We start from the raw sequence: 26,584 nt of genomic DNA, 5'->3' as shown, positions 1-26,584 counted from the left end.
TATCCGTCAAAAATGCTGCTTAAATCCTTTGTTTAAAGCCTTCTGACACTTTCACGCTCCAAGAGGGAATGGGGTACAATTACCGTTTTTTCTGTGGCATTCCCTTTTAAAATTCGATCCAGTAATTTCCCTGCTTCATATCCTTTCTGCATTACATTCTGATCGATTGTGGTAATTCTGGGTTCCACATATCTACCGAAACTGATCCCATCATAGCCGGTAACCGAAAAATCTTCCGGAACTCTGTATCCGCAATCACGAATTGCCCTTGCAACTCCAAAAGCAGTGATATCACTCATACAGATAAATACTGATCCTGCATCTTGCCCCTTCTTTAATAACAATTCTTTGGTTTTTTCATATGCCTGGGTCTCAATAAAATTTGAATCGAGCACCGGAACGTCTTTTATGTTTATATTATTTTTCTTGAGTGCTTTACAAAATCCGCGATACCGCAGTTTGGCTACCATTGCCTGCTTTCTGCCGTAAACCAGAATCAGTTTTCTATGATTTCTGTCTATCACATACTGGGTTATTTCCTCGAATGCTCTTTCATCATCCGTGATCACGCTTCCAATCTGTTCTCCCTCCACCCGGATATCTACCGTGACACAAGGTATCTTGGAATCGCAAATGTTTTCCACATACTTATCTGTAACTTTTAAGCCAAATAATAACGCTCCAGATAAACTAAATTCCCTGCAGAACTCTTCAAACCCTTTTACCTTTTGATCCTCTGAGCTGATTGCATATGTTGCAATGGATAACTGATGCCGGTTCATATAAGTATATGCCCCTTTAATCAGCGCCATTGTAAAGTCATCCGTCTGCTTCTCATCCAATAACCCGGAAGCAATCATAGCCACGTTTTTATTATTTTTAGAAGAAAGGTTCTTGGCACTTACATTTGGTGTATAACCCAGATCTGCTGAAATATCTTTAATTTTTTTCCTTGTCTTCTCGCTGACATCCGTATATCCATTTAAAGCTCTTGATACTGTGCCAACGGAGACTCCTGCCATTTTTGCCACATCCTTAATTGATGCTGCCATAATATCACCCTCCGCTTTCTTTTCTGAAAACGTTTTTGTTAATTCTGACTTAAGAATACGCTTTATAAATATAAAAGTCAATCTTTTTCTTATTTTTCTCTAATATTCACAATATTAGATGTGGATTTTGTACATATCTGACAGACTGGCTCATCTTTTGTTATCGAATAATCTGTCTATATTATAATTGTAAAAGTAGTTCCCATACTTTCCATGCTCTCCGCCTGAATCTTTCCATGATGGTTTTCCACGATCGTCTGTGCAATAGAAAGACCCAGTCCGTATCCGCCTTGTTTTCTGGCTCTTGACTTATCTGCACGGTAAAATCGTTCAAATATATGATCCAGATCATCCTTTGGAATCACATCACCGGTATTGTTGACCTTCAGATAAATTTTTTCCTGTTTCTTTTCCAGGATCACACTGATTCTGCTATTTTTTTTCGCATATTTACATGCGTTGTCCAGTAAAATAGCAATCAGCTGTTTGATCTGCCCTTCATCACCTACGATATGAATGCCAGGTGTAATTTCTTCATTCAGCTCCACCCCTCGTTCGTATGCCAGCGATTCAAATGGCAGAATGCAGCTCCAGAGTGTATTGCTTAAATCAAATTCAGCAAATACTTTTGGGGTCTGTGACATATCTGAGCGAGCCAGAAAAAGCAGGTCGTTTAACAATTCTTTCATCCGGGACGCTTCCGTCTTTGTATTTTCCAGCCATCGCTCCTGATCCTTAATCCTGTCCTCACGGTGAGCCGATAAAATATTCAAATTCGCCAGGATTACCGTGAGCGGAGTTTTTAATTCATGGGATGCATCTGCAATGAACTGTCTCTGCTGCTGCCAGGCTTTTTCTACCGGGGTCAGCGCCCACTTTGCCAGAAACAGGCTGATCAGAAAAAATGCCGCAAGACCGCCCACTAAAATCAGCGCCGACACCAGTAATAAATTCCTCATGCCATTGATTTCCCTGCTGCAGTCTACAAATGCAATTTTCTCGCTCTCATCGTCCTGCCTCCGCTCATAGCGAAGTTCCTGGTTAATCAGGAAGCCCCTTTCATGCCCGTCTCTTTTGGCCGCTTCTACAGCTTCCCTGGCGGAATCCTCTGTAATACGGATACCGCTGTCATTGATATCTGCAATCTCACCGTTCTCATTTAGCTCTACTACAAATACAGGACCCATATTCATTGGTCCTTCTTTTCTTCCCGGTACGAAATCCACCCTGGGTTTCAGATTTCCTCCTTTATCCTCTAAGGCATGATTTAAAGCCTGACGGCTGTCTTTTTGATATTTCTGGTAATTTGTAAAGCAGATAACCACCAGGACCCCCACTAATATCAAAGTAACAAAAGACATATTTATAAAAATAAACTTCTTCCGCAGTTTTTTTATCATTCCCTTTGTTCCTCCAGACGGTATCCCACCTTACGTACGGTACCAATGCCCACTTTTGATCCCAGAAAACACATCTTTTTCCGTAAGAAAGAGATATATGCCTCCACATTATTATCCTCCACGTCCGATTCCGTTCCCCAGACTTTCGTAATGAGAATCTCCTTGGATGTAATAATTTTGGGGTTTGAAATCAGAATTTTCATAATTTCAAACTCTTTATATCCAAGATGTATCGATTTCCCATTACACCACAGATCATTGGCAGAGAGCACCAGCGTCAGATCCGAAAAACAGATTTCCTCCAGCAATACTTCTCCCTGCCGTCTTGACAGCGCCCTAATCCGGGCAAGCAGTTCTTCCGGAACAAACGGCTTTGTCATATAATCATCCGCGCCTCTGTCAAGTCCCGTAATCTTATCCCTCACATCATCCCGGGCAGTCAGCATAATAACCGGAGTTGCTATTTTTTTCACCCGCATCTCCTTTACAATCTCAAAACCATTTATTCCCGGAAGCATAACATCTAAGACAATAACATCATACTGTCCGCAAAGAGCGTATGCCAGACCATCATTTCCATCATAGACCACATCAGTAATATATTTCGCTTCTTCCATAATCTGTCCCAGCGCTTCTGCCAGGCGGACTTCATCTTCTACAATCAGTATTCGCAAATTCAGTTCCTCACTTTCCATTACGTACATTACAATAATTATATAATGTTTCTGGAGTTCCTGCAAATGATTATAGAAGGAGAGACTGAAAATAGTCTGAAGTTAATTTATATCCCGGCTAACTTTAATCCCATGAAGCTAATCCACAGCCTGTACCCTGGACAGCTTCATGAGTCAGCCAATTCGTCAGATTCCATATTTTAAGAATAAATCATTTCTGACAGCATCATTTTCTGCTGCAAGTTTCATCAGTTCCAGATCGGCATCTCTGATCAAGATCCGGTATAACTGGTTCAATCTGTTTATACCTCTTTTTTCACCCAGGGCTTCTCCCCTTGCTTCTAATTCTTTCAACGCTGTACACATATTATATCCTCCTTGCTCTGTTTTAAATTTTCTTTTATTGCTGCCCGTTATTTTCTGTTCACCCAGAAAGAGAAACACCATATCATAAGTATCCCCATCCAGATTTGTAAATTTATCTCTGTTCATATTAACAAAGGATCTCAGTTTTTCTTCATCTCCGGCAAATCTCAGTATTTCGAATACCTCTTTCAGCCCTGTCCTGAAGTTTTCCGGATTTACATTTCCGGCATGTACCAGGTTGATATGATAATCCTGCAATAAGTGTCCGAACTTCTGCAGTTTGTCCGGTATATCAAGCATCTGATGCAGTTCTCTGTTCTGATCCCAGTTTTCCTCTCCATAATAGAATACCATTGAGTAAACGGGACAAATCTTTTCCCCCTTCTTTATTCCGGATAAAAACTCACTTCCAGACTTTAAATCCCGCATTCCCTGATGGTCTTTCCTATGGTTCTTTACTTGTTCACTATAGTCTAATGCATCATACAGCATTCCTCTTACAGGCATAGCAAAATGAATTTTATCCTGAACTTCACATGCCAGCACCGCAGTCCTCCCACAAATTCTGGCTTCGAATACCACATCACGGAATCTGCCTTCTGCCCTTTTCTTTCCCCGGCTGTCGGGAACCAGCAATGCCGACTCCCCATTTAACTGCCTTAATTCTCCTGGTCTTAAAATTTGTTCCCCATCGAATAATGCTCCATTATACAAATCACAAAAAACAACAGGGTCTGATAAAAAACTTTTGGTGGTTATATCTCTTTTCCTGGACATCCTTCCTCCTTTTGCACCATATCGCAAATGCAAAAAGAAGCTTTCTGATATCAGCACAATTTATACCTTTGGAATACAAGACCGGAAAATGATTGAAAATTTATTCCTGTCATCTGCATGCTCCGCTTTACGATATATAAACTAAAAAATGCCACACAAAAAGAAACATTCTGATAATACATATGCGATTATCTTAAATAAATTGGAAATTAGCCGAATCGGCTGTTAGATTTGATAATTTATAGTAACATAAAGTATTTAAAAAATCAACTGCAAAAATAACAGCCGGCAAATTATTTGCCAGCTGCTATAAAAATCTCAGTTTTCTACAGGTTATCAAGTTTAAAACTGCGGTAAATATTGCTTGTTCGCTTCAAACATCTCATCTACCATGCTCTGGATTTCATCCATGCTCAATACAGATGCTGTTAACGGATCAAATAAGATTGCATGATAAACAGCCCGCTTATCCCCATTTATACAGCCCTTGATTGCCAATTCTTCACTTCTTGCAGAAGTGTTGGTCATTACCGCCAGCTGATCCGGAAGATTTCCTACCGGATGTATGGTAAAGCCATCCGGTCCTACCGTCACAGGTACTTCCACACAGCACCCATCCGGGAGATTTTCTATATATTTTTCATTTCTGACATTCCCGTTAAAGTGAAAAACAGTTCCATCTCCAAATAATGAATTAAAGATGCAGGCTGCATACTCCTGCCCCCGTTCCAGCTCCACCTCGTCCTTCTCCAGCCATTCCTGAATGTCCTTTTTCCATTCATTCTGTCTTCTGAAATATTCATTCAGGATATATGCATGTGCTCCGGGATTCCAGCCTGTGGAATGTGTACAGTATTTTTCAATCAGATCGGGACGCTTCCGAAACCAGGGATAATATTCTGAATTATGGCCGCTGCTCTCTGTGGGGTAATAATCCAGATGTAAATACAGCTGGTTTCTCACCTGTTCTTCATTGTATATTTCATCTTTTTCCACTGCTTTCTTAATAAGTGGATAAGCATCTTCACCCTTCCACTCATATTTCAGATAAAATGCCTGATGATTAATTCCGGCACATAGATAGTCCACGTCTTCCATATCCGCACCGATCCAGTCAGCCAGCATTTTGGCTGTATGCTGCACACTGTGGCACAGACCTGTTATCTTCACATTGGTCATTTCCTGCAGATAACGACAGTTAAGTGCCATAGGATTCGTATAATTCAGTACATAGGCATCGGGACAAATCCGTTCTATATCCCGGCAGATATCCAGAAGTACAGGAGCAGAACGCAAAAAGCGGAATATGCCAGCCGGCCCCCTGGTATCGCCTACACAGATATCAACTCCATATTTTTTAGGAATCTCGATGTCTGTACGGAAAATATCCGGTCCCGCAGTAAGGACTGTGATAACCACTCCGTCTGCTCCTTTTAAAGCTTCCTCCCGGTCCGTGGTTGCAATTATGGATGCCGGATAATTACCGGCTGCTTTTATTTTATCGCATGCTTTTTTAATAAATCCAAGCTTTTCTTCATCAATATCCATCAGGCAGATACATGCATCCTTAAATGCATCATAAGTTAGAACATCTTTAACCAGCTCCCTGGTAAAATCAAAGCTGCCTGCTCCGATAAACGTTATTTTCTTCATAAATTATCCCAGTCTCCTTTATTTTAATGTGATAAATGCATCAAGTCCTGTGGGCTGGTCAGGATTTCTTCCCAAAAGAATGGATTTCTCATATGCTGCCATCTGGCATACATAAATAAATGGAATTCCCCATGCTTCAAATCGTTCAATCCCTTTCAGGCAGATATTTGCATTTACGCCAAATTCATTGCCTTCATATTGTGATACTGTTACAATCGTTCCTCCATGGGATTTCAGATCTTCAATCATGTCTCTTTGCAGTTTATCTTCATTTGGCTGTACCAGTATCACTGTCAATGTCTGCTCACCGTTTAAAACCATAGGACCATGGCGGTAATCCAGCAAATGGAAGCACTGTCCCGGAAGCATGGATATTTCAGTAAATGCAAGTGCTCCTTCCTCTGCAATTCCTATAGGCGCTCCGTCAGCCAGAACAATGGCATTACTCCATTCCTTTTTGGAAATATCAGCCAATACTCCACGGCAGGCCTCTTTATATGCCTCATTGTTGTCAACTGCAGCTTTTACAGAAGATAATAATCCTTCATCTTCATTATAAAATGCGGTAAGCATCAGCATTGCAGTATATAAATTGGTAACGGTTCTCGTCTGGCATACACTTTTGTCATAGCACCAGTCCATGGTAATGTCCAGTTCGCTGTAAGGCATAATATCGTTATCATCCTTCATAGACAACGAGATTACAGGATTACCGTAATGTTCCTTGATATACTGCACGTCCCTTACAATTTCCGTTGTCTGCCCGGATCTTGACAGCGTTACGATGATACTGTCTTTGATGCATGCTTCATAATACCCCGGATTCACCAGATAGTCTCCGCCGGCTATGGCGTTGGCACTGCTTCCTTCACAGGTGCAAATCAGCTGCTGGCCGGATTTTGCAAGCATATAGCTTGATCCGCAGCCAAAGAAAACAAATTTTCTGGACGGATGTTCCGAGAAGAACTTTTTGATCTCAGCTTTTTTTTCCATCATATAATCATAAGTTTTATTAAGTGCAATATGCTGTTCCATAATTTCCTGTTCTGTTAAATACATTTTAATCTCCTCCGATTATCTATTCTCATAATATTTTGCCAGCAGTAACGCGCCCTCTGCCGGTGTCCTTTTAGGTGGTACAAGGGTGATATCAAGTGGTTTCAGATATCGTTCAAAGGGCTTTAATATCAGATCCTCCGTTTTAAATAAACCGCCGGAATAGGATACTTTACACCCTTTTCCCATCTTCAGTTTTTCATGCACGCTTCTTACAATCAGCATCAGTTCATGTGCGGCATGTTCATATAAACGAACCGCTTCCATATCTCCTTCCATTGCGGCATCCTTCAGGCATACCTGCAAAGATGCAACTCTGTCCCGGTAAGGAATATAATCCGCTTCCAGGATACCGATCAGATCATAATCATGATCCAATTGAAACTTCTCCTTCATGATCTCATATAAAGCACCTTTTCGAAAACGTCCGTCAGCTTCCTTTGAAAAACATTCCATTGCCTTTCTGCCCAGCCAGTAACAGGATCCCTCGTCTGAAAAGAACTCGCTCCAGCCTCCGGCTTTAGCACTTTCCCCATTTGGGTTTTTACCAAATGCAATCGAACCTGTTCCAGCCACAATATTGATTCCGGACTCCATTTCCAGGCTTCCTGCCCAGCCTGCCTCTACATCATTTACCGTTTTTATCCGATATTTTCCAAGCCTTTCTTTCAGGGATTTTAAGATAACCTCATCCTTATTCCGGTGTTCACCATATAAGGGCATCCCAAAACAGGTATGGAATTCATCATCCTTTGCTATTTGCAGGGGGCGAATCAGATTTTCGATTCCTTCATCCAGAAGGTCAATTAACCCTCCTTCCCCGATCTGCATATAAGAAGCACTCCCTCTTAATGTGCGTGAGAGTATTTTATGATTTTCGTCAGCCAGCAGAAACTCCGTCTTTGTACCGCCTCCGTCAATGCCAATATAATATTTCATCGGATCAACCTCCTGCCTTGCTATTCTTCGTTTAATTCCAGTTCGATTACGGTATCCGGCGTGGGATCCACCGTGAAAGAAAAGCAATCCGGGGTTCCATAATTAACGAATTCACAATCCGGGAATTCCTTTGCAACCCATGGAGTCAATAGCAGCATTTCATATCCGTCAGACAATCTCCTTGCCTTTTTTATCTTGCCCTTCACTCCCGGCAGACAGATAGCCCCTATGCTTTCTTCCATAATATGTGCATACAATTTATTTCCGTTTTGTGTATAACGTCCCCATTCAGGCTTTTCAAATTCTGACATCCGGCAGCCGTAAATACTCTCCGAATTGTCTTTCATCCATTCTCCGACTTCTTCCAGTATTTCCACTTGTTTCTTCGGAATTTCACCCATTGCATCAGGGGATATATTCACAATCATATTTCCGTTTTTACTGGTACACTCTACAAGCTTTTTAATTATCTGGGCCGAGTTCTTATAATGCTTGTCATTGGGTGTATATCCCCAGTTATTATTCAGTGTAAAACATGCTTCCCATGGAATTTCTCTACCCGACGGTGTCCGCAGCCCATAAGGGGGAATAATCATCTCAGGGCAGGCAAAATCTCCCGAAAAAACATTGGGTTCGTCCGTCATTACTGAGCCATAACTCTCCCCATTTGCCTCCAGCCTGCCATTCATGATGATCTCCGGCTGAAGCTTTCTAACCATCTGAACCAGTTTTGTCCCCTTCCATTCTTCTCCCATGTGCCCTTCATAAGAGAAATCAAACCAAAGCAGATCTATCTTTCCATAGTTTGTCATCAGCTCTCTGACCTGGTTGTGCATATAAGTAAGATAATTATCAAAATGATGTTCTTTGCCCTTATAGGACTCATTTGCCCTGTCAGGATGATACATGTCACCATATGCAGGATAATCCGGATGATGCCAGTCTAGTAGTGAATAGTAAAAACCAATCTTCAATCCTTCTGCCCGAAATGCGTCCACAAATTCTCTTACCAGATCCCTGCCGCACTTTGTATTGGTGCTCTTATATTCTGTATATGCACTGTCAAAGAGACAAAAACCTTCATGGTGCTTGGTAGTCAGTACCGCATATTTCATTCCTGCCGCTTTGGCAAGTTTTGCCCATTTTACCGGGTCATACCGTTTCGGATTCCATTCATCAAAATATTTCTGATATACACTCTGGGTAATCTGCTCATCACTGTGAACCCATTCTCCTCTTCCGGGTATTGCATATAACCCCCAGTGTATGAACATTCCGAATCTATCCTGCATAAACCATTTAGTCCGTTCTTCTCTTTCTTCTATAAGTCCCATTGTTCCTCCTTAGCCTTTCACTGCTCCCGCTGTCAGAGATTTTACAAACGTCTCAGACAAACAGCAGAATATAATAATTGTCGGTACCACAGCCACGATAATAGCCGAGAACATACCATTTAAGTTTTTTGAATACGCTGTTGTAAACTGTCCCAGCAATGCAGGAATTGTCATTTTATCCTTGCTCTTTAGCAGAATCGATGCAAAGTAAAATTCATTCCAGTTATTTAAAAACGCCATGATACCTGCAGTCGCAAGTCCCGGTTTTGCAATTGGAACAATAATCTTAAAAAAGGTTCCCACATAACCGCATCCGTCCATTTTGGCAGCCTCTTCCATTTCCTTAGGAATAGTAAGAAAATAACTTCTGATGATGAAAAAGGTAATCGCAATTCCAAGTCCTGAATATACGAAGATTACCCCCAGCCTGGAATCCTTCAATCCCATATTATTCAGCAGCTGGTAAATAGGAAAACTGATCGAGATCTGCGGAATAAATAAAGTTGTAGTAAACATTGCCGTAATTGCGCCTTTTAATTTAAACTGCATTCTGGCTGAAATATAAGCTGACATTCCGACTACCGTAATACTGATCAGTGTAGAAATAACGGTAATCAAAAAACTGTTAAAAAAGTAAGTCTGAATATTTAATTGGGTAAAAATAGTAATATAACCATCAAATATCCACTCTGTAGGCAGTGCCAGACCTCCCGGATTCCGTTTAAAGGAGGATATAAACACCCAGAGAATCGGGTAAATAGAAATAAACAATACTACGGCGATTATAAAATACGTTCCAATGGAACCCAGCAGATTCTTTATATGAAATGGCTGTTTGCTTTTTTTGTTCATCTTCTCTCCTCCTTTCTAATCAACTTCACTGGTTCGGAATCCCCTGTTGATTAACCCTACCAGAACAATTCCCATGATAAACTGTATAACACCTGCCGTATTTCCTCTGGCAAAATTCAGCTTTGTACTTCCAAGTGCTGTCTTGTAAATATAATAACTCAAACTATATGTAGCATTATCCGGACCGCCGCCACTGATTAAAGCAATTTCATTGTAGAGCACTAACCCATAGTTTGCTGCCATGATAGCGACAGTACCAAGCATTGGGCGAAGCAGCGGCAATGTAATTTTAAGATCAATCTGGGTCTTGGATGCTCCGTCTACCCTGGCCGCTTCAAATAAGGAAGAGTCAATAGAAAATATCTGAGTCAGCAATAGGAGGCAGGATGACCCGCCAAACAGGATAAATGCAAAGGTTACACCCCAGAATGCATACTTTTCATTCGCCAGAACACTGATATTAGATCCGGGACTGATCCAGTTGCAGATCTCTGTAATAATACCTCTGGATGGACTGTAGATATTCAGAAAGATTAAGCCGATTGCTGCTGTTGAAATGATATTCGGTATAATAAATGCATTTCTTGTAAACCGCCATCCTTTAGGCTTTCTGGCGAGAACCAGCGCTACCAGAAGAGTGAACGGAATCTGTACTACCATGGTAAGCACTACCCATTTTAAGGTATTAATCAGTGCTACCTTAAAGTTTGTATCCACGGTAAATAGTTTAATATAGTTGTCAAATAAGTGCCCCCAACCTAAAAATTCCGGATTGGTAAAATTCTTGTAATTCCATTTTGAAAAGGATGTAACAAAAATATTAACCAGCGGATATGCATATATGACTGCAAACAACAGGACACCCGGAAGCAAAAAGGCTAATATAAAGCCGTTCTTTTTTGTAAAAATAGATTTTCTTTTCTGCATGCTGTTCCCACCTTTATTCTGGTTTTCAATGCTTTAGGATGGGCTGCTGTACAATCATGACTGACCGTACAACAGCCCATTTACCTATTTCATTATTCTGCCGCTGCTAAGAAATCATTTAATTCCCCAACTACGCCGTCTACTGTTTTAGAATCATCTTTTAATCCTGCATATTTTGCCTGGATTTCGCCTTCTGCATCACCAAAGTTATTGCCAAGTCCAAGTGCCTGATAATCTGCACTCTGGCACAGCTGGCAAGCTTCTACTAAAAGTTTTGCTTCCGGAGCTGTTACTTTATTTAACAATGCATCATAATCTACTTTTGTGCTTGGTGCCATACCGATACCTTTTTCGATAATTCTGCTTGCTACTTCAGGGCTGGTCATGTATTTGATGAAATCGATACATGCTTTCGTCTGTACTTCGTCTAACTTATTAGAAACTACAAATCCGCATCCGCCTGACATGAGGGCTGCTTTTTTACCTGCTTCGTCTGTAGGGAATACTGCCGGTTTGATATTTTCTGCACCAGCTTCACAGTCTACAGATCCGCCTGCATCCCATACACCGTTGAATAACATTGCTGTTTTGCCTGCAAAGAAGTCTGAACGGTAAGCTTCGTCATCATCTCCGCCAGGTCCGAAGTTTGCTGCATCAATTTTCTGAAGTGCATTTTTCTGGATGAAATCCAATGATCCTTTAAATGCATCATTATCAAAACTCTCTACGCTCTTTCCTTCTGCATAGAAGGTTCTGGAATCTTCACTTCTCTGTAAATTACTTGCTAACAGAATATTGGTAGGCCATCCTGCATTTAATCCGAATGGAGTAGTTCCTTTATCCACTAATTTGTCAACTGCCGTATTAAAGTCATCCCAGGTCTGCCATTTATCCGGTGTATCCGCGCCTGCATCATTAAATAATTTTTCATTATACCAGAAGCCCACTCCTTCAATCTGTTCACGAACGGAATAGATCTTGCCGTCTTCTGTCAGGTTCTGATCATAGCAGACACCTACGCCATCTTTAAAATCCTGGTTCTCATCTAAGTATGGTTTCAAATCCAGAATCATATCTGCTCCGGCAGCTACCTCTGTAATATCCCAGCCTCCGAAATCCGCTATGTCGTAGAAGTTTCCGGCACTGATATCATTCAAAGCGGTATTGTAGATTCCTTCTGCGCCTGATTCATCTGCTTTTATAACAAAGTTATATTCATTTTTATGCGCATCCGCAAATTCCTGGTAGATAGCTCTCATCTCAGCAGCTGCTGCCCATTCTGATTCGCTCTGGTAATATCCATGAGTAAAGGTAATTGTAGGAAGATCAGCATTTGTTCCTGCTTCCTTAGTCTCTCCGGTGGTTTCTGCAGTCGTTTCGGCTGCACTGTCCTTTGTTGCTTCCTCAGTTGTTTCAGCCGCCTTAGACTCTGTCTCTGCCTTTGTCTCTTCTGCTTTTGTTGTTGTTCCTGTCTCTCCTGAAGCTCCGCAGCCTGCCAATATCATGGATGCTCCCATTGCCCCAGCCAGCGTCACCGCCATAACCTTTTTCAATTTCATACTAATATCCTCCTTATGCTATATAAATATTTTTATTTGTTTCTGTTTTCTTGATAATCATAATTTACCATTTTTTTTAAAGCATTTGAATAAGCATAACTCTCTAATTACATCAATTTTTTTACCTGAAAATTGCGGATTTTTTTAAAATGATGAATTTTTTACTTTATCCTATTCGTTTGAGAAAGGCAGTCAAAAAATCGTAATTTTTAAAGAATCCCCGCTGCGTCATGCAACGGGGATTCTTCCTGTTATTTCTGAATTTTTGCCTTGCCAGATAATCCTTTTCCTTTTAACAGCTTCTTATAATCTGCTAATTTTGACTTTGGAACCTTTACAGTCAGCTTTGCATTTGTTTTCTTAAATGCATTCTTGCCTACACTGTTAAGTCCGGTAGTTTTTAAGGTAAGCGTTTTTAATTGGGAAGCGCCATAAAATGCATAAGAACCAATTGTTTTTACATTCGAACCAATGGTTAACTTTGTAAGCTTTGTATTCTTTTTGAATGCATTTTTTGCAACTGCAGTTACTTTGTAAGTATCATTCCCGATCTTAACCTTAGAAGGTACGCTGAATGAGCTGTAGGTCTTCTTTACAGGAGCCATAAAGGTTACTGTTTTGTTCTTTGCTGAAGCATCAGTAACTTTATATTTTCCTTTACCAACCGTGTAGGTCTTTCCTTCTGCTGCCTTGATTGCAAAAGTTTTGTTGATGGTACCATAATATTTACCCTTGCCCGTAATCGTAACAGATGCAGTTCCAGGATTTATATTATTTTTGTAAGATACGGTATAATCAGTATTTTTCTTTAATGTATTCTTACCGTAAGTTACTTTTACAGATGGTTTTAATGCTTTGCCTGTATGTGTTTTTGATGATGCAAGGCTTACTTTTGCCTTGGAAATCTTTGTGCCCGGTACTGTTATAGTACAAGTTGCCTTATGTCCGTTTACGGTAGCTGCAGTGATTCTGGCTGTTCCTGCATTAACTGCTTTTACGACTCCATTCTCAACTGTTGCAACATACGTATTGTCAGACGTCCATTTAACGGTCTTATTATCCGCATTGGAAGGCTGTACTACAGCGGAAAGTGTAAGGGTTTTATTCAGTTTTACACTTGCTGTTTTCTTGTTCAGTGAAACACCGGTTGGTAGATTCTGTGGCTGTGCTTTGACTGTGATCACACATACAGCCGTTTTTCCATTGACTGATGTTGCTGTAATCTTAGCAGTTCCGGCTGCAATACCTTTTACCCATCCATTTGCGACAGTTGCCACTTCAGGTTTGTCTGATTTCCAGGTAATTGTCTTATCTGCTGCATTTGCCGGCAGTACAGAAGCAGTTAACTGAATCTGATCTCCTACTGTAAATTCAGCTGATGGAATGTTTAAGCGCACTTCTGCCGGGAGAATTACTTCCGGCTCCTCTTTTTCCTTTACGTTAATGACGCAGTCTGCTGTCTTTCCATTTGCAGTTGCTGCTGTAATACGTGCCTCTCCTGCCGCTAACGCTTTTACCCTGCCATTTTCAACAGTAGCGGTTCCCGGCTTATCTGAGCTCCAGGTAACAGCCTTATTAGTTGCAATGTCCGGCTTCACAACGGCATTTAATAAAAGTTCGCCTCCAACTGTTAAATCAGCTGATGTCTGATCTAACGTAACGCTTTCTGCCTCTACATCAGATGTCTTTGTACCGGTAACCAGAACATCCACATTTGTGGTTGCTTCAGTTCCTGCTGCCTTTACACTCTTTGCGTCTGTTTCTTTTACTTTTAATGTTAAAGTTACAACTGTATCATTTTCCGGTCTGGTGATGCTGCCATCAATACCAATTACGTCCGGATTGCTGGAATTACTGATTACGATATCAAATCCAGTAATGACTGGGATAGATACTTTTGTATCTTCTGCTTTTACAGGTGCAATTACTTTAATATTTTCGGCAAGCTCATTTGCGGAAGGTTTCTGTGCCACTTCAAAAATATTGATTTCTGCCGCGGAACCATATCCTCCTTTTGATGCCTTGTCATCGTTGCCGTCTACCTGCAGCTTGATCGCCGTAGCTTCAACTGCGTCAAATTCAGCATATTTTACATCTGCATTTGCTGCCCATACGCCCTTTGCAACCTGTTTTTCATTTCCTTCCAGATCGGTGATAATCAGAACATAATTATAAATTGTTCCGTTAGATGCTCCGGTTCTTGGTGTATAAGCAAATTTGTTAATTGTTTTTGTTCCGTTTAAATCAATTTTAATCCAGTGAGGATGTAATTCAGGTTTATCTGTCCAGCTTGTATGCCACATTGTGTCCTGCTTACCGTCCAGTACGTTGGAAGCAGGTCCTTCTCCACCTGATTTAGACTGTTCGCTGTTGGCTGTAGCCGTCATTCCTGTACGGTCTAATTTTACGGAAGCCGCATAATTAACGGTAACAGTTGCGATACCCTTTGCCTGGTAAGCAGACTGGGCGATAATCTGAGCTACACCTGCTTTATGAGCTGTAACGGTACCGTTTGATGCAACCGTTGCAACATTTTCATTTGTGGAAGTCCAGGTAATGCTGCTGTCAGACGGGTCTTCCGGTGCTATGGATGCTTCCAGTTTCGCAGAATCCCCTGCACTAAGAGACAACTCTGTTTTGTTTAAGTTTACTTCCGTTACTTTTCGGTCAATTACATTTACTTCGCATTCTTTATAAACACTGCCAGAAATAGCTGCACGTAATACGGTTTTTCCTTCTTTTAGTCCGGTTACGGTTCCTTTGTTGTCTACAGAAGCAATCTCAGGATCGGCGATTGTCCATGTTAACTGTTTATTTCCTGCATTCTGCGGCAATACCGTTGCCTTTACAACTGCTGTCCGGTTACGGATTACATCAACTTTATCAGTTGATAATTCCACACTTGTTGCCGGCACTTTTTCATCGCCTGTTACAATATTGAATTCCACAATACCATTGTGGCTGACCGTAATCACCCATTCATCGGTTGTGCCTTCTTTTTGTGCAACCGTATATTTGTATGGTCTTACATAATTATCTTCTGCAAAACTTCTGTCTGCCGGAGATTCTGTTACAAAGTTTACTTTCGGTTCTACTGCATTTTTAACGGTAATAACGGTGTCACGAAGCTGTGTATCCAGCCCTGTTCCATTCTTCATGCGCTCACACATCTGCCATACATAATTATAGCAGCCCTGATCGCTTAATCCTCCGGGGATTGTACCATCCCAGAGTTCTGTTTTATCCAGGCGGTAGTTGCTTAAGTATACATTTAAAGATCCCGGATTTTCTTTTATAATACCAAATACATGGGGTTCGCCGGCTATCTTTACACTTTCAGCTCCATTGATTGCGGTTGTAAATTCAGTGTACTGGCTTACGTTTTTGTCTTCCGAGGAATTCATCCAGTACCAGGTATCTCCAAAGGTTTCACAGTATGCGGTTCCTTCTGATTTCTGAACCGGGTATACCGTATCAAGTGCAGACTTCAGTCCTGCTTTGCCAAGGTTTTCCCTTACTACCAGATCATAGCCTGCCAGTTCTTCTTCCGGACAATTTGAAGGTACATAAGGTACGATTCCATATTGTCCTGTGCTTGGATACAGATTTGAATAAGTAGTATTATAATTAAAGTTATTCCAGTTTTCTGCCCCTACAACAATTGCTTTTGTTCTTTCCAGCATCTCTTCTTTTGTAGGAATTTTTACCTCTTTGCTTACCAGTTTCTCCAGGAACGGAATCATGGAATACTGATATGTCGGTGTACGCATGCCTTTTGTAGCATTTGAATACCACTGTGCTTCTGATTTAAAGCAGGTTGCACCCTGGCTTACTGCACGCACAACGTCCTGCGTATACATATTTTCCGGCCATGTCAGACACTGTTTCCATGCATCTCCGCCGCTGCCTGCATCAAAGAGTGCTCCATTGCTGTCTAACTGCCAATGCCACCAGTCGGAGGCGATTCCCCAGTTCTCGCAGTAGTCTGTCATCCACAGGCCCTTAAACAGAGCATCTGTATTTGCTGCCTCACTGCCGTAAGACTCTTTTGTCATCAGAGAGATATACTCTTTGTATTCCCGCATAAGACCGGACAGTTTTTCATCCTGAGTCAGCCAGTCATACAACACACCGTTTGTACCAAAAATATTGGTATCGGTCCACATCATGCATACGCCGTGGGATACCCCTAAACGGATCATATCCATAACATAGCTGCGGTTGTCACCTGCAAAACGGTTATACATCTCGGCTGCATTAAATCCAACCAGGTATTCATTGTTCGTTGCCAGCTCATTCCAGAACGATAATGGAATGGTTGTATTTACATTTGTTTCTCCATTTGCAATCTGAACTGCACATGGAATCTTATTTTCATTACATAATTCAACATTCTTTTTAATCCAATCCCTTACTGCATCTGTGCTGTTTAAGCTTCTCTCTGCAATTAACAGGATGACTGTATTATCCTTCAATTCTTCAGGAACGGTATTATACAGCATTACCGGACTGTCGACACGTTCATCCCCATAGTAGTTCTTGTTTGCGTCTAAGCCGTCTTTTTTTGGTGCATCATCACTCCAATAGTAATTCTCCAGATACATCGGATGGTCATTGCTGACCTCAAATCGAATTTCACCTCTTTGAAGCTCACCAACCGTTACGGATAATTCACCTTTTGCGCCCGATTTTGTTTCTGCAACAATAGTTGTGGTTCCATCCTTAACCCCTGTAACAATGCCTGTTGGATCAATAACTGCAATTTCCGGATCCTGAGATGTATATTTTACAATGCGGTCGGTAGCATTTTCCGGTACGAAAGCAGTGCTTACCGTTGCTTCTTCACCTACTGAAATGCTTGTTTTATCCATTGACAGATTTAAGGAAACTGCGTCTACTAATTCCGGTTCTTCATAGTTTTTATTCTGGGTCAGAGCTTTCATGACTTCCATGTAGTCATTTTCTGTATACCCGATACGCCAGATCCTGGTATCCTGGCTTCCAACCTGAAGAGACACTGTTCCATCAGGAGCCAAAACGGTCTTGCCTGAAGTATTTGCCTGCAGTGCACTGTACCAGATTCTAAATTTCCCACCAGTAGGGCTGTCTGACTGATTATCATAATAGAAGGTAGAACGGTAAATCTGGAAATCATCCCAGGTACCTGATTTTCCTGCCCTTAATACCGGCTGTGTTCCTGCCTGCTCCCAGTTGACACCATCTCTGGACTTGGTCAGGTATAATACGGATCCATCGGGATTAGATGTAGAGAAACACTGGGACAGTCCCCAATATTCCTGTAGCTCAGGGATATACTGAATATCCTGATGCCATGGCCAAAGCTGTCTGCCATTCTCATCTTTTCCAAGGAAATTATTCACTTTTTGTGGTTCAGACCAGTTTATTCCATCCTCAGACCATCTCATTTCGATGAACTTTCCGGACTGGTTGTATCCCGCATCACCCGAGTTTTGTGCCCACATTGTATATATGCCGCGGAAATCGTCATAGGTAAATGTTGGGGAAAGCATACCATAACGGTCTTTTTCGCTGATTGCAGGAATGAAATCCTTATCTCCTGTTTCCATTCTTACTACAGTATCAGCTGTTGTGGCAATATTGCCGTCTTTGTCGTAAGGAACTCCCCAGTTAATTCCATCATAAGAAATTCTCAGACGAATCTGACAGTTCTGATCTTTTAATTCGTCATCAATTCCGCCGCCGTCATCTGCCCAGTTCCAGTAAGCAAGTAAACGGTCATTGACAGAGTCGTATAACAGATCTGCATCACAGTTATGAAATCTGGTTGATGGCGGTTCTGGTTCAATTGGATTGGAAATCCCTTCCGGTTCTACCCATGTCTGTCCATCTTCAGATGCTACGATATATGGATTTTCATACTGGGAAGTGATCATTGTATTTGGTGTGTAAATCATCCAGTATTTATAACCGTTCCACGGTTGGTCAAATACCTGGATATCAGGATGTGTCACCTGTCCGCCAATGTGCTTTAAGCTTCCATCGTCGTTTTTATTGGAATCCAGATCCTGGAAATGAGTTGGCATATCTAAATAAACTTCTGCATTTTCAAATGCATTTGCTTCATATGGTTTTGGTTCTGTATTGAAATTATAACCCATTACCTGTAATTCAGCGATATGGTTCGTTGTACCTTTGTTGGAACCAGCCATATACACACGGACATACTGTCCCATGGTTCCCGCCGGAACTTCGAATAATTTTCCACTCTGGGTTTCTCCATAAGTGTCATCACTGCCTGCGCCAAGTCCGTGTTTGTCTGCTTTATCTGAATTATAAATAAAAGTTGGATTACTAAAGTCTGCGTTTTCGGAAACTGCAATTACAGTACCATTATATACTCTGCCATCTGCCCAGTATCTAAACATATTAATCTGGGTAAGTTCATAAACATCCCCTAAATCTACCTGCAGATAACGGGAAGTATTATCCCCATCCTGTCCAAAATCACAATAGTTAGAATCTGATGTAGGTCCAATGATTCCATCTACAGCCATTGATCCCGGTCTGCTGGAATTTACTTCAGAGTCTGAGTTATCCGCTGTTTTCTTAACGGTAACTGTTTTATTTAAAGCCACATTAGACGGTTCGGGATAAGCCATTTCAAAGCTGGCATCTGCCCAGTTTCCCCAGTCATTATAAGGCTCTTTAACCATTTTAGCTTCCAGTTTTAGTTCTTTATTCTCTGATGTTATAGCAACATTAACTTCCTGAGCCTCATCAGATGCATCAACTACTCCGCTGTCAAATACTACGACATCATCCAGATATACTTTAAACTGGATATCACAGCCTTCTCCGTCTACATATTCCATTGCTGAATAATCAACGCCTGCCAGGGTGTGGAAAGAAGTGTAGCCTTTGTCTTCCAGATCATAAACGATAGAAGAATCCGTCTGAACTCCAATTCCTTTATCAAAAGACTTCTCTGCTCCGTTTACCAATAATTTCATCTGCTGCTGTAAATGATTCAGGTCCTTTGTTGGAGTGTCTTTTTCTCCTGTTGCACCTACTGCATTTGCAGCACTCTTCCAATCCATATCAGACAAGTACATTGTTTTTGTCTTTACTACGGTATTTTCCTGGATACCCTCAACTGTAACCGTAATATCGTCCTGGATATTTGCAATTGTATATACACCGAGCTCATCTTTTCCCAAAGCTGCACCGCCGTTTGCTTTTACAACCGGTACGGATTCATTATAAGCTTCGTCTATAATAAGCTTAAAACTGACAGAACCATTATAGTCTACCGTTGTACTTCCTTCATTCTGAATCTCAACACTGTATCCCTGTGGATTTTCCGGGAATTTCACTTCATACTGTGCTTTATGTACGCCTTCAATGGTGATTACCTGATCTTCAGTAATGTTCTCAATGGTATAAACACTGTCAACTGCCTCCAGACTTACTCCATTTGCTTTTACCGCACTGGTTGCGCTGTAACCATTATCGGAGTCAATCAGTACCTGAAAACGGAAAGAACCGCCTTCTTCCACTGTCGTCGGGTCATTTTCATAAGGTATTACCTGATATCCATTTCCCTGTGGAATTGTCACCTGATAAGAATTTACATCCGGATTCTCTGTATGGGGAGTTCCCCAGACCTGCAATTCATTGATGTGGTTTGTAGTACCGTTTTGGCTGCCAAATACATATACGCGTACTGCCTGTGCCTTTGTACCGTCCGGTACTGGGAATTCATGTCCGGAGGCAGTCTCTGCGTAGCGTTCATCTCCTCCTGCCCCAAATCCATGTACATTCGACCTGTCTGAATTATATATGACTGCTTCATCTGTGAAATCGCCGCTCTCAGATGTGGTAATTACTGTTGCATCGTAAGTTCTGCTGTCTTTCCAGTATCTCCACATATTGACTCTGCTTAAATCATACAGACCTCCAAGGTCCACCTGCATATACAGGGCTGCTTTATCACCGTCTTTACCGAAATCGCAATAGTTGTACTCTCCTGTATCGTCAATAATACCATCTACCGCCATGGTAGCTGGTCTTTGGGGATTTCGATAATCCTCCGGCAGTTCTGTTCCATCGCTCTTATGCAATGTAACTGTTTTTTCCAGCGCCGCATTTTCTTCTGTTGCAGTCTCAGCAGCTTGTACATTAATCGGAATCTGCACTGCTGTTAATATCATACACAATGTCAGAATCCACGCCATAATACGTTTCATTGATATTAATCTTTTACTGTTCATTTTGTTACCTCCCAATCTTTTTCATGTTAGCGGGTTGTCGCGTTTAAGAAAAACACCTCCCTTTCTTTTATCTCCTGTAAAATGTAAAATTTTTCCGCTCTACCCTATTTCAAAATCCTATCATGCGGCCTAATTTCTTACAATAAACAAAGCTATCCATTTCTTTCATTTTTTTTACTGCGACACCCACATTTTTAAATATTTTTAAAATTATTGCTATTTTTTGACTAATCATCATAAAATGATTTGATTCTGGTAAAAAAAACGATAGAGATTCTTATGACTTTGTTTTAACATTTACAGACTTGCTATAGCTTCCATATACTTTTTTACCTTTATATACTTTGTAAGCCTTTACTTTGTATGAATATACTTTTCCTTTTTTGACCTTCTTATCCGTAAAGTATAGTTTCTTTGCATTTACCTGCGCAGCCTTTACCCATGTTTTCCCTTTCTTTTTCATAACAACATATCCGGATGCGCCAGACACTTTGTTCCATTTTACCACTACATTATTTTTAGAAGCTTTTGCCTTTGCGGTCACCGTTTGCGGCACAACTTTTTTAGTGGCTGTTTTGTATTTACTATAGGTCGTCTTTCCATTTACTTTCTTAAAAGCTTTTACTTCAAATACATATTTCTTACCGGGAGTACCTTTCTTATAAGTATAAGTGATTATGCGGTTGTTCTTAATGGTCTTCTCCGTACTCCACTTTTTGCCTGTCTTTACACGGATTACATATCCGTCCGCATCTGCTACCGTTTTCCAGGATAATTTAATCTCTTTTGATTTATAGGATACTGCTTTTACGGCAACCTTAACTGCCGCTACTTTCTTTGCTGACTCTGCTGCCAGCTTATCTGCATCTATTTTTAAATTTTTAATTGCATTTGTTAATGCTGATACCAGATCATTTACCTGCTGCTGTGTGGCATCTGTTTTGTTTGATAACTCCTGAGCTTTTACTATTGCATTTTGCAGGGCTTTGTAGGATTCATCCGTATAGTTTCCTTGTCTGATCCCTTTTGCCTCAGCTATTTTTGCATTTAATGCCGTTTTGGATACCACCGCCGGTTTTTCTTTTAATCTGGCTATTGCACTTTCTAACCTGCTTAACTGTGCATTTACTTCCTCCTGTGTGGCATCTGTTTTGTTTGATACCGCCTGGGATTTTCCAATCTCTTCCTGAAGAGCTTTGTAGGATTCATCCGTATAGTTCCCCTGTCTGATCCCTTTAGCTTCTGCTATTTTGGAATTTAACTTTGCTTTATCAACCTGGGGTACTTCTGCCGTGTTCGTGTCAATTGTCAGATCTACCCAGCCATTTCCGGATACAGTAATCATAGCCGTACCTGCAGCGGCATCATATTCCACAACCGGTTCCTGATACTGATCCTTTAAGCCATTAGTTACATTTACCTCCGGCTCACTTTCCAGTCCAACCAGTTCAAAGGTTGTATCTCTGAAGGTATCATCGTCCGGATTTGGAATATACTCATCCCGTATCCAGTCCTGAAGTTTGGTATTGTGGTCCGTATCCCAGCGGTCCGTCACCGTGGTGCCGTATCCTTCCCAGATACTGTCTTTATCCACACGATAATTGTTCAGTTTAATCTGAAGCTCACCATCCTGATCATCCAGGATCACATAAGTATGCGGTGTCATTGTAATATCTACGGATTTATTACCTTCTAACGGAAGTTTTGCATTTTGCACCCCATCCACATTCACATTACTGTTGTATAAATACCAGGTATCATTCAATAGCTGTCCAAATGCCGTACCGGTATACTGTTCCGGATATTTTTCTTCAAAATATGCTTTTTTCGCATCTTTATTCGCAAGCTGTGCACTGGATTGATTCAATATCTCAATATCGCCGAATACTGCTTTTACAGTTTTTTCATCTACTGCCTCCGGGACTGCAGGTATTAATCCATATCGACCCGTAGTCTGGGTTGGCAGTGTGGCATCTTCCCAGTTCAAACCTTTTTGCAGTAAGTTTCCTGCACTCTTTAAAGAACTTAATTTTCCATAGAACACTGCTTTTGTATCAGCAAGCACTTCCTCTTTACCTGGTGCCGGATTCTTAATCGCATAGCGCATGAACTCTGCAATTACATTTTCAAAGCAAGGTGAATTCTGGTTATAAGAACCATATACATACGCCGGGTGCTCAAAGTTGTAGACACATCCGCCATTTGTATAGATACTCATCATTTCGATACCAAGCAGTGCTTCCGGTTCGGTTGCAACCGGTCTTGCTTCTTCCCCACCCGGATTATAAGAATACTGACCATCAAATAATTTACCAAATCCTTTTTCATACCATTTCCAGGTATCAGCCAGACCGCCCCATTGTGCACAAATTCCGGTTAGCCAGAGGCCCTGCATATAGCTGGCTGTTCCTGCATTGGAGTTAGTACCGGCAGGCGTGTTCTTCCAGGTGAAAATAAAATTATTACCGTAAAGTTTCAATGCTTCATTAAATTTCTCATTTGCTATTACATTTTCAATAACACCCTCCTGGTGCTCGCTCCATACAAAATATCCGCCGTTTTCAGCTGCAACCCGCAGATAATCGGCACCCATAGTAGCAACCTTATTGTAGTCAGTCCAATAATTTTCAGTGGACATAATTCCTTTTAACACACTGTGCTGCTTGAACATCCGGTCAATCCACTCAGCATCCAGATTCGCTGTTCCCGTCCAGTAGTTCTGCTGGCCTGCCGTAGCTACCACCATCATTACCGGGATGTTATTTTCCTGGGCAATTGCCAGCTGCTGCTCATAAAACGCTTTTGCCGTGTGGGAATCACTTTCATTTAAGCCAATCTTGCCACCCAGATGAATTTCAATAACTGCGTTTTCTTTTAAATCTTCCGGAACCTGTTTCCAGCGTGAAACCAGATCATCTCCCCAATCCAGGGTACTTCCTGATTCACTGTAAGACTTTCCGTAAAGCGGCATAATCAGCAGAGGATTTTCATTATTTACCTCTATTCTTTTTTCCACTTCCGGTCTGCTTCCCGTTAATTTGTACATGGCATCTGCATAGTTTGCAGATGTATATCCTATATCCCAGTGAGACTGGCCTTCCGCCAATGCAGCATACCAGATATGGAATGTTCCGTTTCCTTTTGCCCCACCTGGCTCATACCAGAAAGTAGAACGGTATATCTGTCCTGCATCCCAGGTCCCGGGTGCCCCTACTGTAATTAAAGCTTTTTCAGATACCGGCTCCCAATGAAGACCATCTTTGGATTTCGAGAAACGCAGGGAAGAATTATCCGGTCCGCTTCCTGCCGGAAATGCCTGCTGAAGTGCCCAATATTCCTGAAATTCCTCTACCCACTGGATATCCTGGTGCCATGGATACATCTGCAGCCCGTCTTCATTTACTCCAAGAAAATTCTCCACGTAAGTCTTATCCGACCAATTGCTGATCCCGTCTTGGGATGTCCGATACCATACTTTGTTATTCTGTTTGTTTTCATATCCTACATCTCCGGCATCATTTGCCCACATTTTGTAGATTTTTTCTGTTTTATCATATACTACGGTTGGAGAAAGGTCTGAATATCTTTCGCCTTCTGTGGCAATGGCGCAGCCATGATCCGTTGGTCCAGTCATCAAAACACCAGTTTTGTCTTCCACTCCCCAGTTAATCCCATCATAAGAAACACGGTATCTGATTTCAGAACGATGTGTTTTACCATTAACCGCCTCATCCTGTGCCCATTCCCAGTACATAATCAACCGGTCATTTACCGGGTCATATACAATATCGGTATCACAGTTATGTTCATTTTGATTTTCTATTTCACTGTCATAGCGCGGCTGTACAGGGTTCTGGGCAGGAAACTCCCAGTTTACGCCATCGTTGGATGCAGCTATACAGGGATTTTCAAAATAGGAACTTCCCGGTTTATTCGGTGTATATGCCATCCAGTATTTATACCCATTCCACGGCTCATCAAACACCGTAACATCCGGGTGGGTTACCTGATCATTCGTGCCCGGTCCCTGTAGCTTCAGCGGATTAACTGCATTTGGGAAAATCTTGCTGTCATCCGGCTTTTCCGGTAAGATTTCATCTCCAAATACGTAAGCATTCACCTTTAATTCTACAATGTGATTTGTTACGCCTGATGTCCCATTAACACCATATGTATAAACTCTGATATACCTTGCTTTTGTATTTTCCGGTACCGGAAATGTCTTGCCACTTTCTGTTTCTGCATAGAGCATATCACTTCCTGCTCCCAGGTGATGTATTTCTCCCGTCGTATCCGAGTTATAGATAACTGCTGCATTTTCAAAGTTCTCATCCTCAGCTACTACAATTGCAGTAGCTGCATAAGTTCTGCCATCTTTCCAGTATCTCCACAGTTGTATATCGGACAGTAAATAGCTCCCTTTTAAATCTACCTCCATATAGAGTGACTCCCTTACGGCTCCGCTATTTGCCTGATCTCCAAAATCAAAATAACTGGAGCTGTCAATAACACCGTCAACAGCCTTAGAACTGTTAACTGCTGAATCCGGATTAACAGGAGCCTCCGAATTATCTGATGTCTTTCGTGTCACTACCGTTTTTTTGAATGCAACATTTTCGGGTTCCGGCAGTGCCTGATAAAATTTTGCATCTGCCCAATTGGCGTGATCAGACCAAGTTTCCGTTACTTTATCCGCGTATAATGTTAAAGTTTTGGCTGTATCGGGTATGTTAACAGAAATCTTAACCGCATTCGAAAGCGGATCCAGTACACCGGTTTCTGATACAATCTTGTCATCAATTTTCACCCTGAATTTTACGTCGCAGACTTCCCCCGGAATGTTTTCTTTCTGGCTGTAGTCTACACCCACGTAAGTTTCAAACTTTGTATATCCCTTTCCCTCCAGATCGTACACAATGGTGGAATCTGTCTGTGTTCCAATCCCCTTATCAAATTCTGTTACCGTTCCATCCACTTTTAGCGTAATTTTTCCGCCGCCAAAGGACTTATCCTTTCTGGTAGGCAGCTCGCTATCTACTGTATGATTTTCTGACTTCCATTGCAGGTCTGACAGATACACAATCCGGTTTGCTGGATCCTGGGCATCTTCCAGAATTTCAGTTACCCTTGCCTTTCCGTTCCTATCTGACGCTTTCTTTGTCCCTTGCGTCTGTATTTCTTTCATGTGTGTTTCTTCTGCCGGTTCTTCTTTTGTCTGTACTTCTTCTGTCTGCGCATCTTCTGTCTGCATTTCTTCTGTCTGTACTTCTTTTGTCTGCGCATCTTCTGTCTGCATTTCTTCTGTCTGTACTTCTTCTGTCTGCGCATCTTCTGTCTGCATTTCTTTTGTCTGTACTTCTTCTGTCTGTACAATCCCGCTGTCTTTTGTACCTTCCATCAAAACCTCTGCTGTCTCTTCCCCGGTTAACTTCTGCTCCCTTTCTTCGGTTGTCTGCTCCTGGTTCCGGATAGCCTGTTCCTCTGTCAAATACCCCGTTTGCCCTTTCACTAATCTGGTTCCTGTGCCACTTTCTGCCGCAGCGCTCAATGGTGAAGCGAGACACATACAGGATGCGGTTAAAAGTGCCACTAGTTTTTTTGCCCTAAACTTCATATAAATCCTCCTCCTTATAACTCTTTTATTAATTATAAATTGAGGAGGTAGTTAAATGAATGCGATTATCTGCCCCCTTTCATCACATTTTTGACCACTCCCACCGCAAGATATTACAGATTACTAATT

At 41.5% G+C, this 26,584-nt stretch carries 13 protein-coding genes; all 13 read right to left on the bottom strand.

The annotated features are described in order from the left end of the window. Positions 1 to 32: 32 nt before the first annotated feature. Positions 33 to 1,052 (bottom strand): LacI family DNA-binding transcriptional regulator, encoded by a 1,020-nt coding sequence (locus QR40_RS04640; protein WP_044293688.1) that lies wholly within the window; start codon positions 1,050 to 1,052, stop codon positions 33 to 35. Positions 1,053 to 1,228: 176 nt separating this feature from the next. Next, the gene (locus QR40_RS04635; RefSeq protein WP_044293686.1) at positions 1,229 to 2,452 is read right to left on the bottom strand and encodes a sensor histidine kinase; all 1,224 of its coding nucleotides are present in this window, start codon (positions 2,450 to 2,452) and stop codon (positions 1,229 to 1,231) included. After that, positions 2,449 to 3,156: a response regulator transcription factor gene (locus QR40_RS04630; protein ID WP_330373641.1), complete on the bottom strand. Its 708-nt coding sequence runs from the start codon at positions 3,154 to 3,156 to the stop codon at positions 2,449 to 2,451. Before QR40_RS04630 ends, QR40_RS04635 begins: the two co-directional genes overlap by 4 nt. Before the next feature lie 156 nt (positions 3,157 to 3,312). After that, positions 3,313 to 4,269 (bottom strand): hypothetical protein, encoded by a 957-nt coding sequence (locus QR40_RS04625; protein ID WP_044293684.1) that lies wholly within the window; start codon positions 4,267 to 4,269, stop codon positions 3,313 to 3,315. Positions 4,270 to 4,611: 342 nt separating this feature from the next. Continuing rightward, positions 4,612 to 5,922, bottom strand: coding sequence for an alpha-galactosidase (melA, locus tag QR40_RS04620; RefSeq protein ID WP_044293683.1), 1,311 nt, complete (start codon positions 5,920 to 5,922; stop codon positions 4,612 to 4,614). 18 nt (positions 5,923 to 5,940) lie between these two features. After that, on the bottom strand, positions 5,941 to 6,981 hold the full coding sequence (locus tag QR40_RS04615; protein WP_044293682.1) for an SIS domain-containing protein: 1,041 nt from the start codon (positions 6,979 to 6,981) through the stop codon (positions 5,941 to 5,943). Positions 6,982 to 6,996: 15 nt separating this feature from the next. Next, positions 6,997 to 7,917, bottom strand: coding sequence for an N-acetylglucosamine kinase (locus QR40_RS04610; RefSeq protein ID WP_044293680.1), 921 nt, complete (start codon positions 7,915 to 7,917; stop codon positions 6,997 to 6,999). 20 nt (positions 7,918 to 7,937) lie between these two features. After that, positions 7,938 to 9,251: an alpha-L-fucosidase gene (locus QR40_RS04605; protein ID WP_044293678.1), complete on the bottom strand. Its 1,314-nt coding sequence runs from the start codon at positions 9,249 to 9,251 to the stop codon at positions 7,938 to 7,940. 9 nt (positions 9,252 to 9,260) lie between these two features. Further along, the gene (locus QR40_RS04600; protein WP_044293675.1) at positions 9,261 to 10,103 is read right to left on the bottom strand and encodes a carbohydrate ABC transporter permease; all 843 of its coding nucleotides are present in this window, start codon (positions 10,101 to 10,103) and stop codon (positions 9,261 to 9,263) included. Positions 10,104 to 10,118: 15 nt separating this feature from the next. Next, positions 10,119 to 11,030 (bottom strand): carbohydrate ABC transporter permease, encoded by a 912-nt coding sequence (locus QR40_RS04595; protein WP_044293674.1) that lies wholly within the window; start codon positions 11,028 to 11,030, stop codon positions 10,119 to 10,121. Between the two features lie 92 nt (positions 11,031 to 11,122). Then, complete coding sequence (locus QR40_RS04590) at positions 11,123 to 12,589, bottom strand: ABC transporter substrate-binding protein (RefSeq protein ID WP_044293673.1); 1,467 nt, start codon at positions 12,587 to 12,589, stop codon at positions 11,123 to 11,125. 251 nt (positions 12,590 to 12,840) lie between these two features. Continuing rightward, complete coding sequence (locus QR40_RS04585; RefSeq protein ID WP_044293672.1) at positions 12,841 to 20,841, bottom strand: Ig-like domain-containing protein; 8,001 nt, start codon at positions 20,839 to 20,841, stop codon at positions 12,841 to 12,843. Between the two features lie 277 nt (positions 20,842 to 21,118). After that, positions 21,119 to 26,455, bottom strand: a complete 5,337-nt coding sequence (locus QR40_RS04580) for a glycoside hydrolase family 98 domain-containing protein (protein ID WP_044293671.1) — start codon at positions 26,453 to 26,455, stop codon at positions 21,119 to 21,121. Between the last annotated feature and the right edge of the window lie 129 nt (positions 26,456 to 26,584).

It is taken from the genome of Robinsoniella peoriensis, from assembly GCF_000797495.1.
In the GTDB taxonomy this organism is placed as follows: domain Bacteria; phylum Bacillota; class Clostridia; order Lachnospirales; family Lachnospiraceae; genus Robinsoniella; species Robinsoniella peoriensis.
The sequence above is the reverse complement of the archived record's forward strand: the minus strand, read 5'-3'. Positions and strand labels throughout refer to the sequence as shown.

Excerpts from the sequence above, each read along its gene's own strand:
- QR40_RS04640 (WP_044293688.1), bottom strand. The coding sequence starts at position 1,052 with ATGGCAGCATCAATTAAGGATGTGGCAAAAATGGCAGGAGTCTCCGTT.
- QR40_RS04635 (WP_044293686.1), bottom strand. The coding sequence starts at position 2,452 with ATGATAAAAAAACTGCGGAAGAAGTTTATTTTTATAAATATGTCTTTT.
- QR40_RS04630 (WP_330373641.1), bottom strand. The coding sequence starts at position 3,156 with ATGTACGTAATGGAAAGTGAGGAACTGAATTTGCGAATACTGATTGTA.
- QR40_RS04625 (WP_044293684.1), bottom strand. The coding sequence starts at position 4,269 with ATGTCCAGGAAAAGAGATATAACCACCAAAAGTTTTTTATCAGACCCT.
- melA (WP_044293683.1), bottom strand. The coding sequence starts at position 5,922 with ATGAAGAAAATAACGTTTATCGGAGCAGGCAGCTTTGATTTTACCAGG.
- QR40_RS04615 (WP_044293682.1), bottom strand. The coding sequence starts at position 6,981 with ATGTATTTAACAGAACAGGAAATTATGGAACAGCATATTGCACTTAAT.
- QR40_RS04610 (WP_044293680.1), bottom strand. The coding sequence starts at position 7,917 with ATGAAATATTATATTGGCATTGACGGAGGCGGTACAAAGACGGAGTTT.
- QR40_RS04605 (WP_044293678.1), bottom strand. The coding sequence starts at position 9,251 with ATGGGACTTATAGAAGAAAGAGAAGAACGGACTAAATGGTTTATGCAG.
- QR40_RS04600 (WP_044293675.1), bottom strand. The coding sequence starts at position 10,103 with ATGAACAAAAAAAGCAAACAGCCATTTCATATAAAGAATCTGCTGGGT.
- QR40_RS04595 (WP_044293674.1), bottom strand. The coding sequence starts at position 11,030 with ATGCAGAAAAGAAAATCTATTTTTACAAAAAAGAACGGCTTTATATTA.
- QR40_RS04590 (WP_044293673.1), bottom strand. The coding sequence starts at position 12,589 with ATGAAATTGAAAAAGGTTATGGCGGTGACGCTGGCTGGGGCAATGGGA.
- QR40_RS04585 (WP_044293672.1), bottom strand. The coding sequence starts at position 20,841 with ATGAACAGTAAAAGATTAATATCAATGAAACGTATTATGGCGTGGATT.
- QR40_RS04580 (WP_044293671.1), bottom strand. The coding sequence starts at position 26,455 with ATGAAGTTTAGGGCAAAAAAACTAGTGGCACTTTTAACCGCATCCTGT.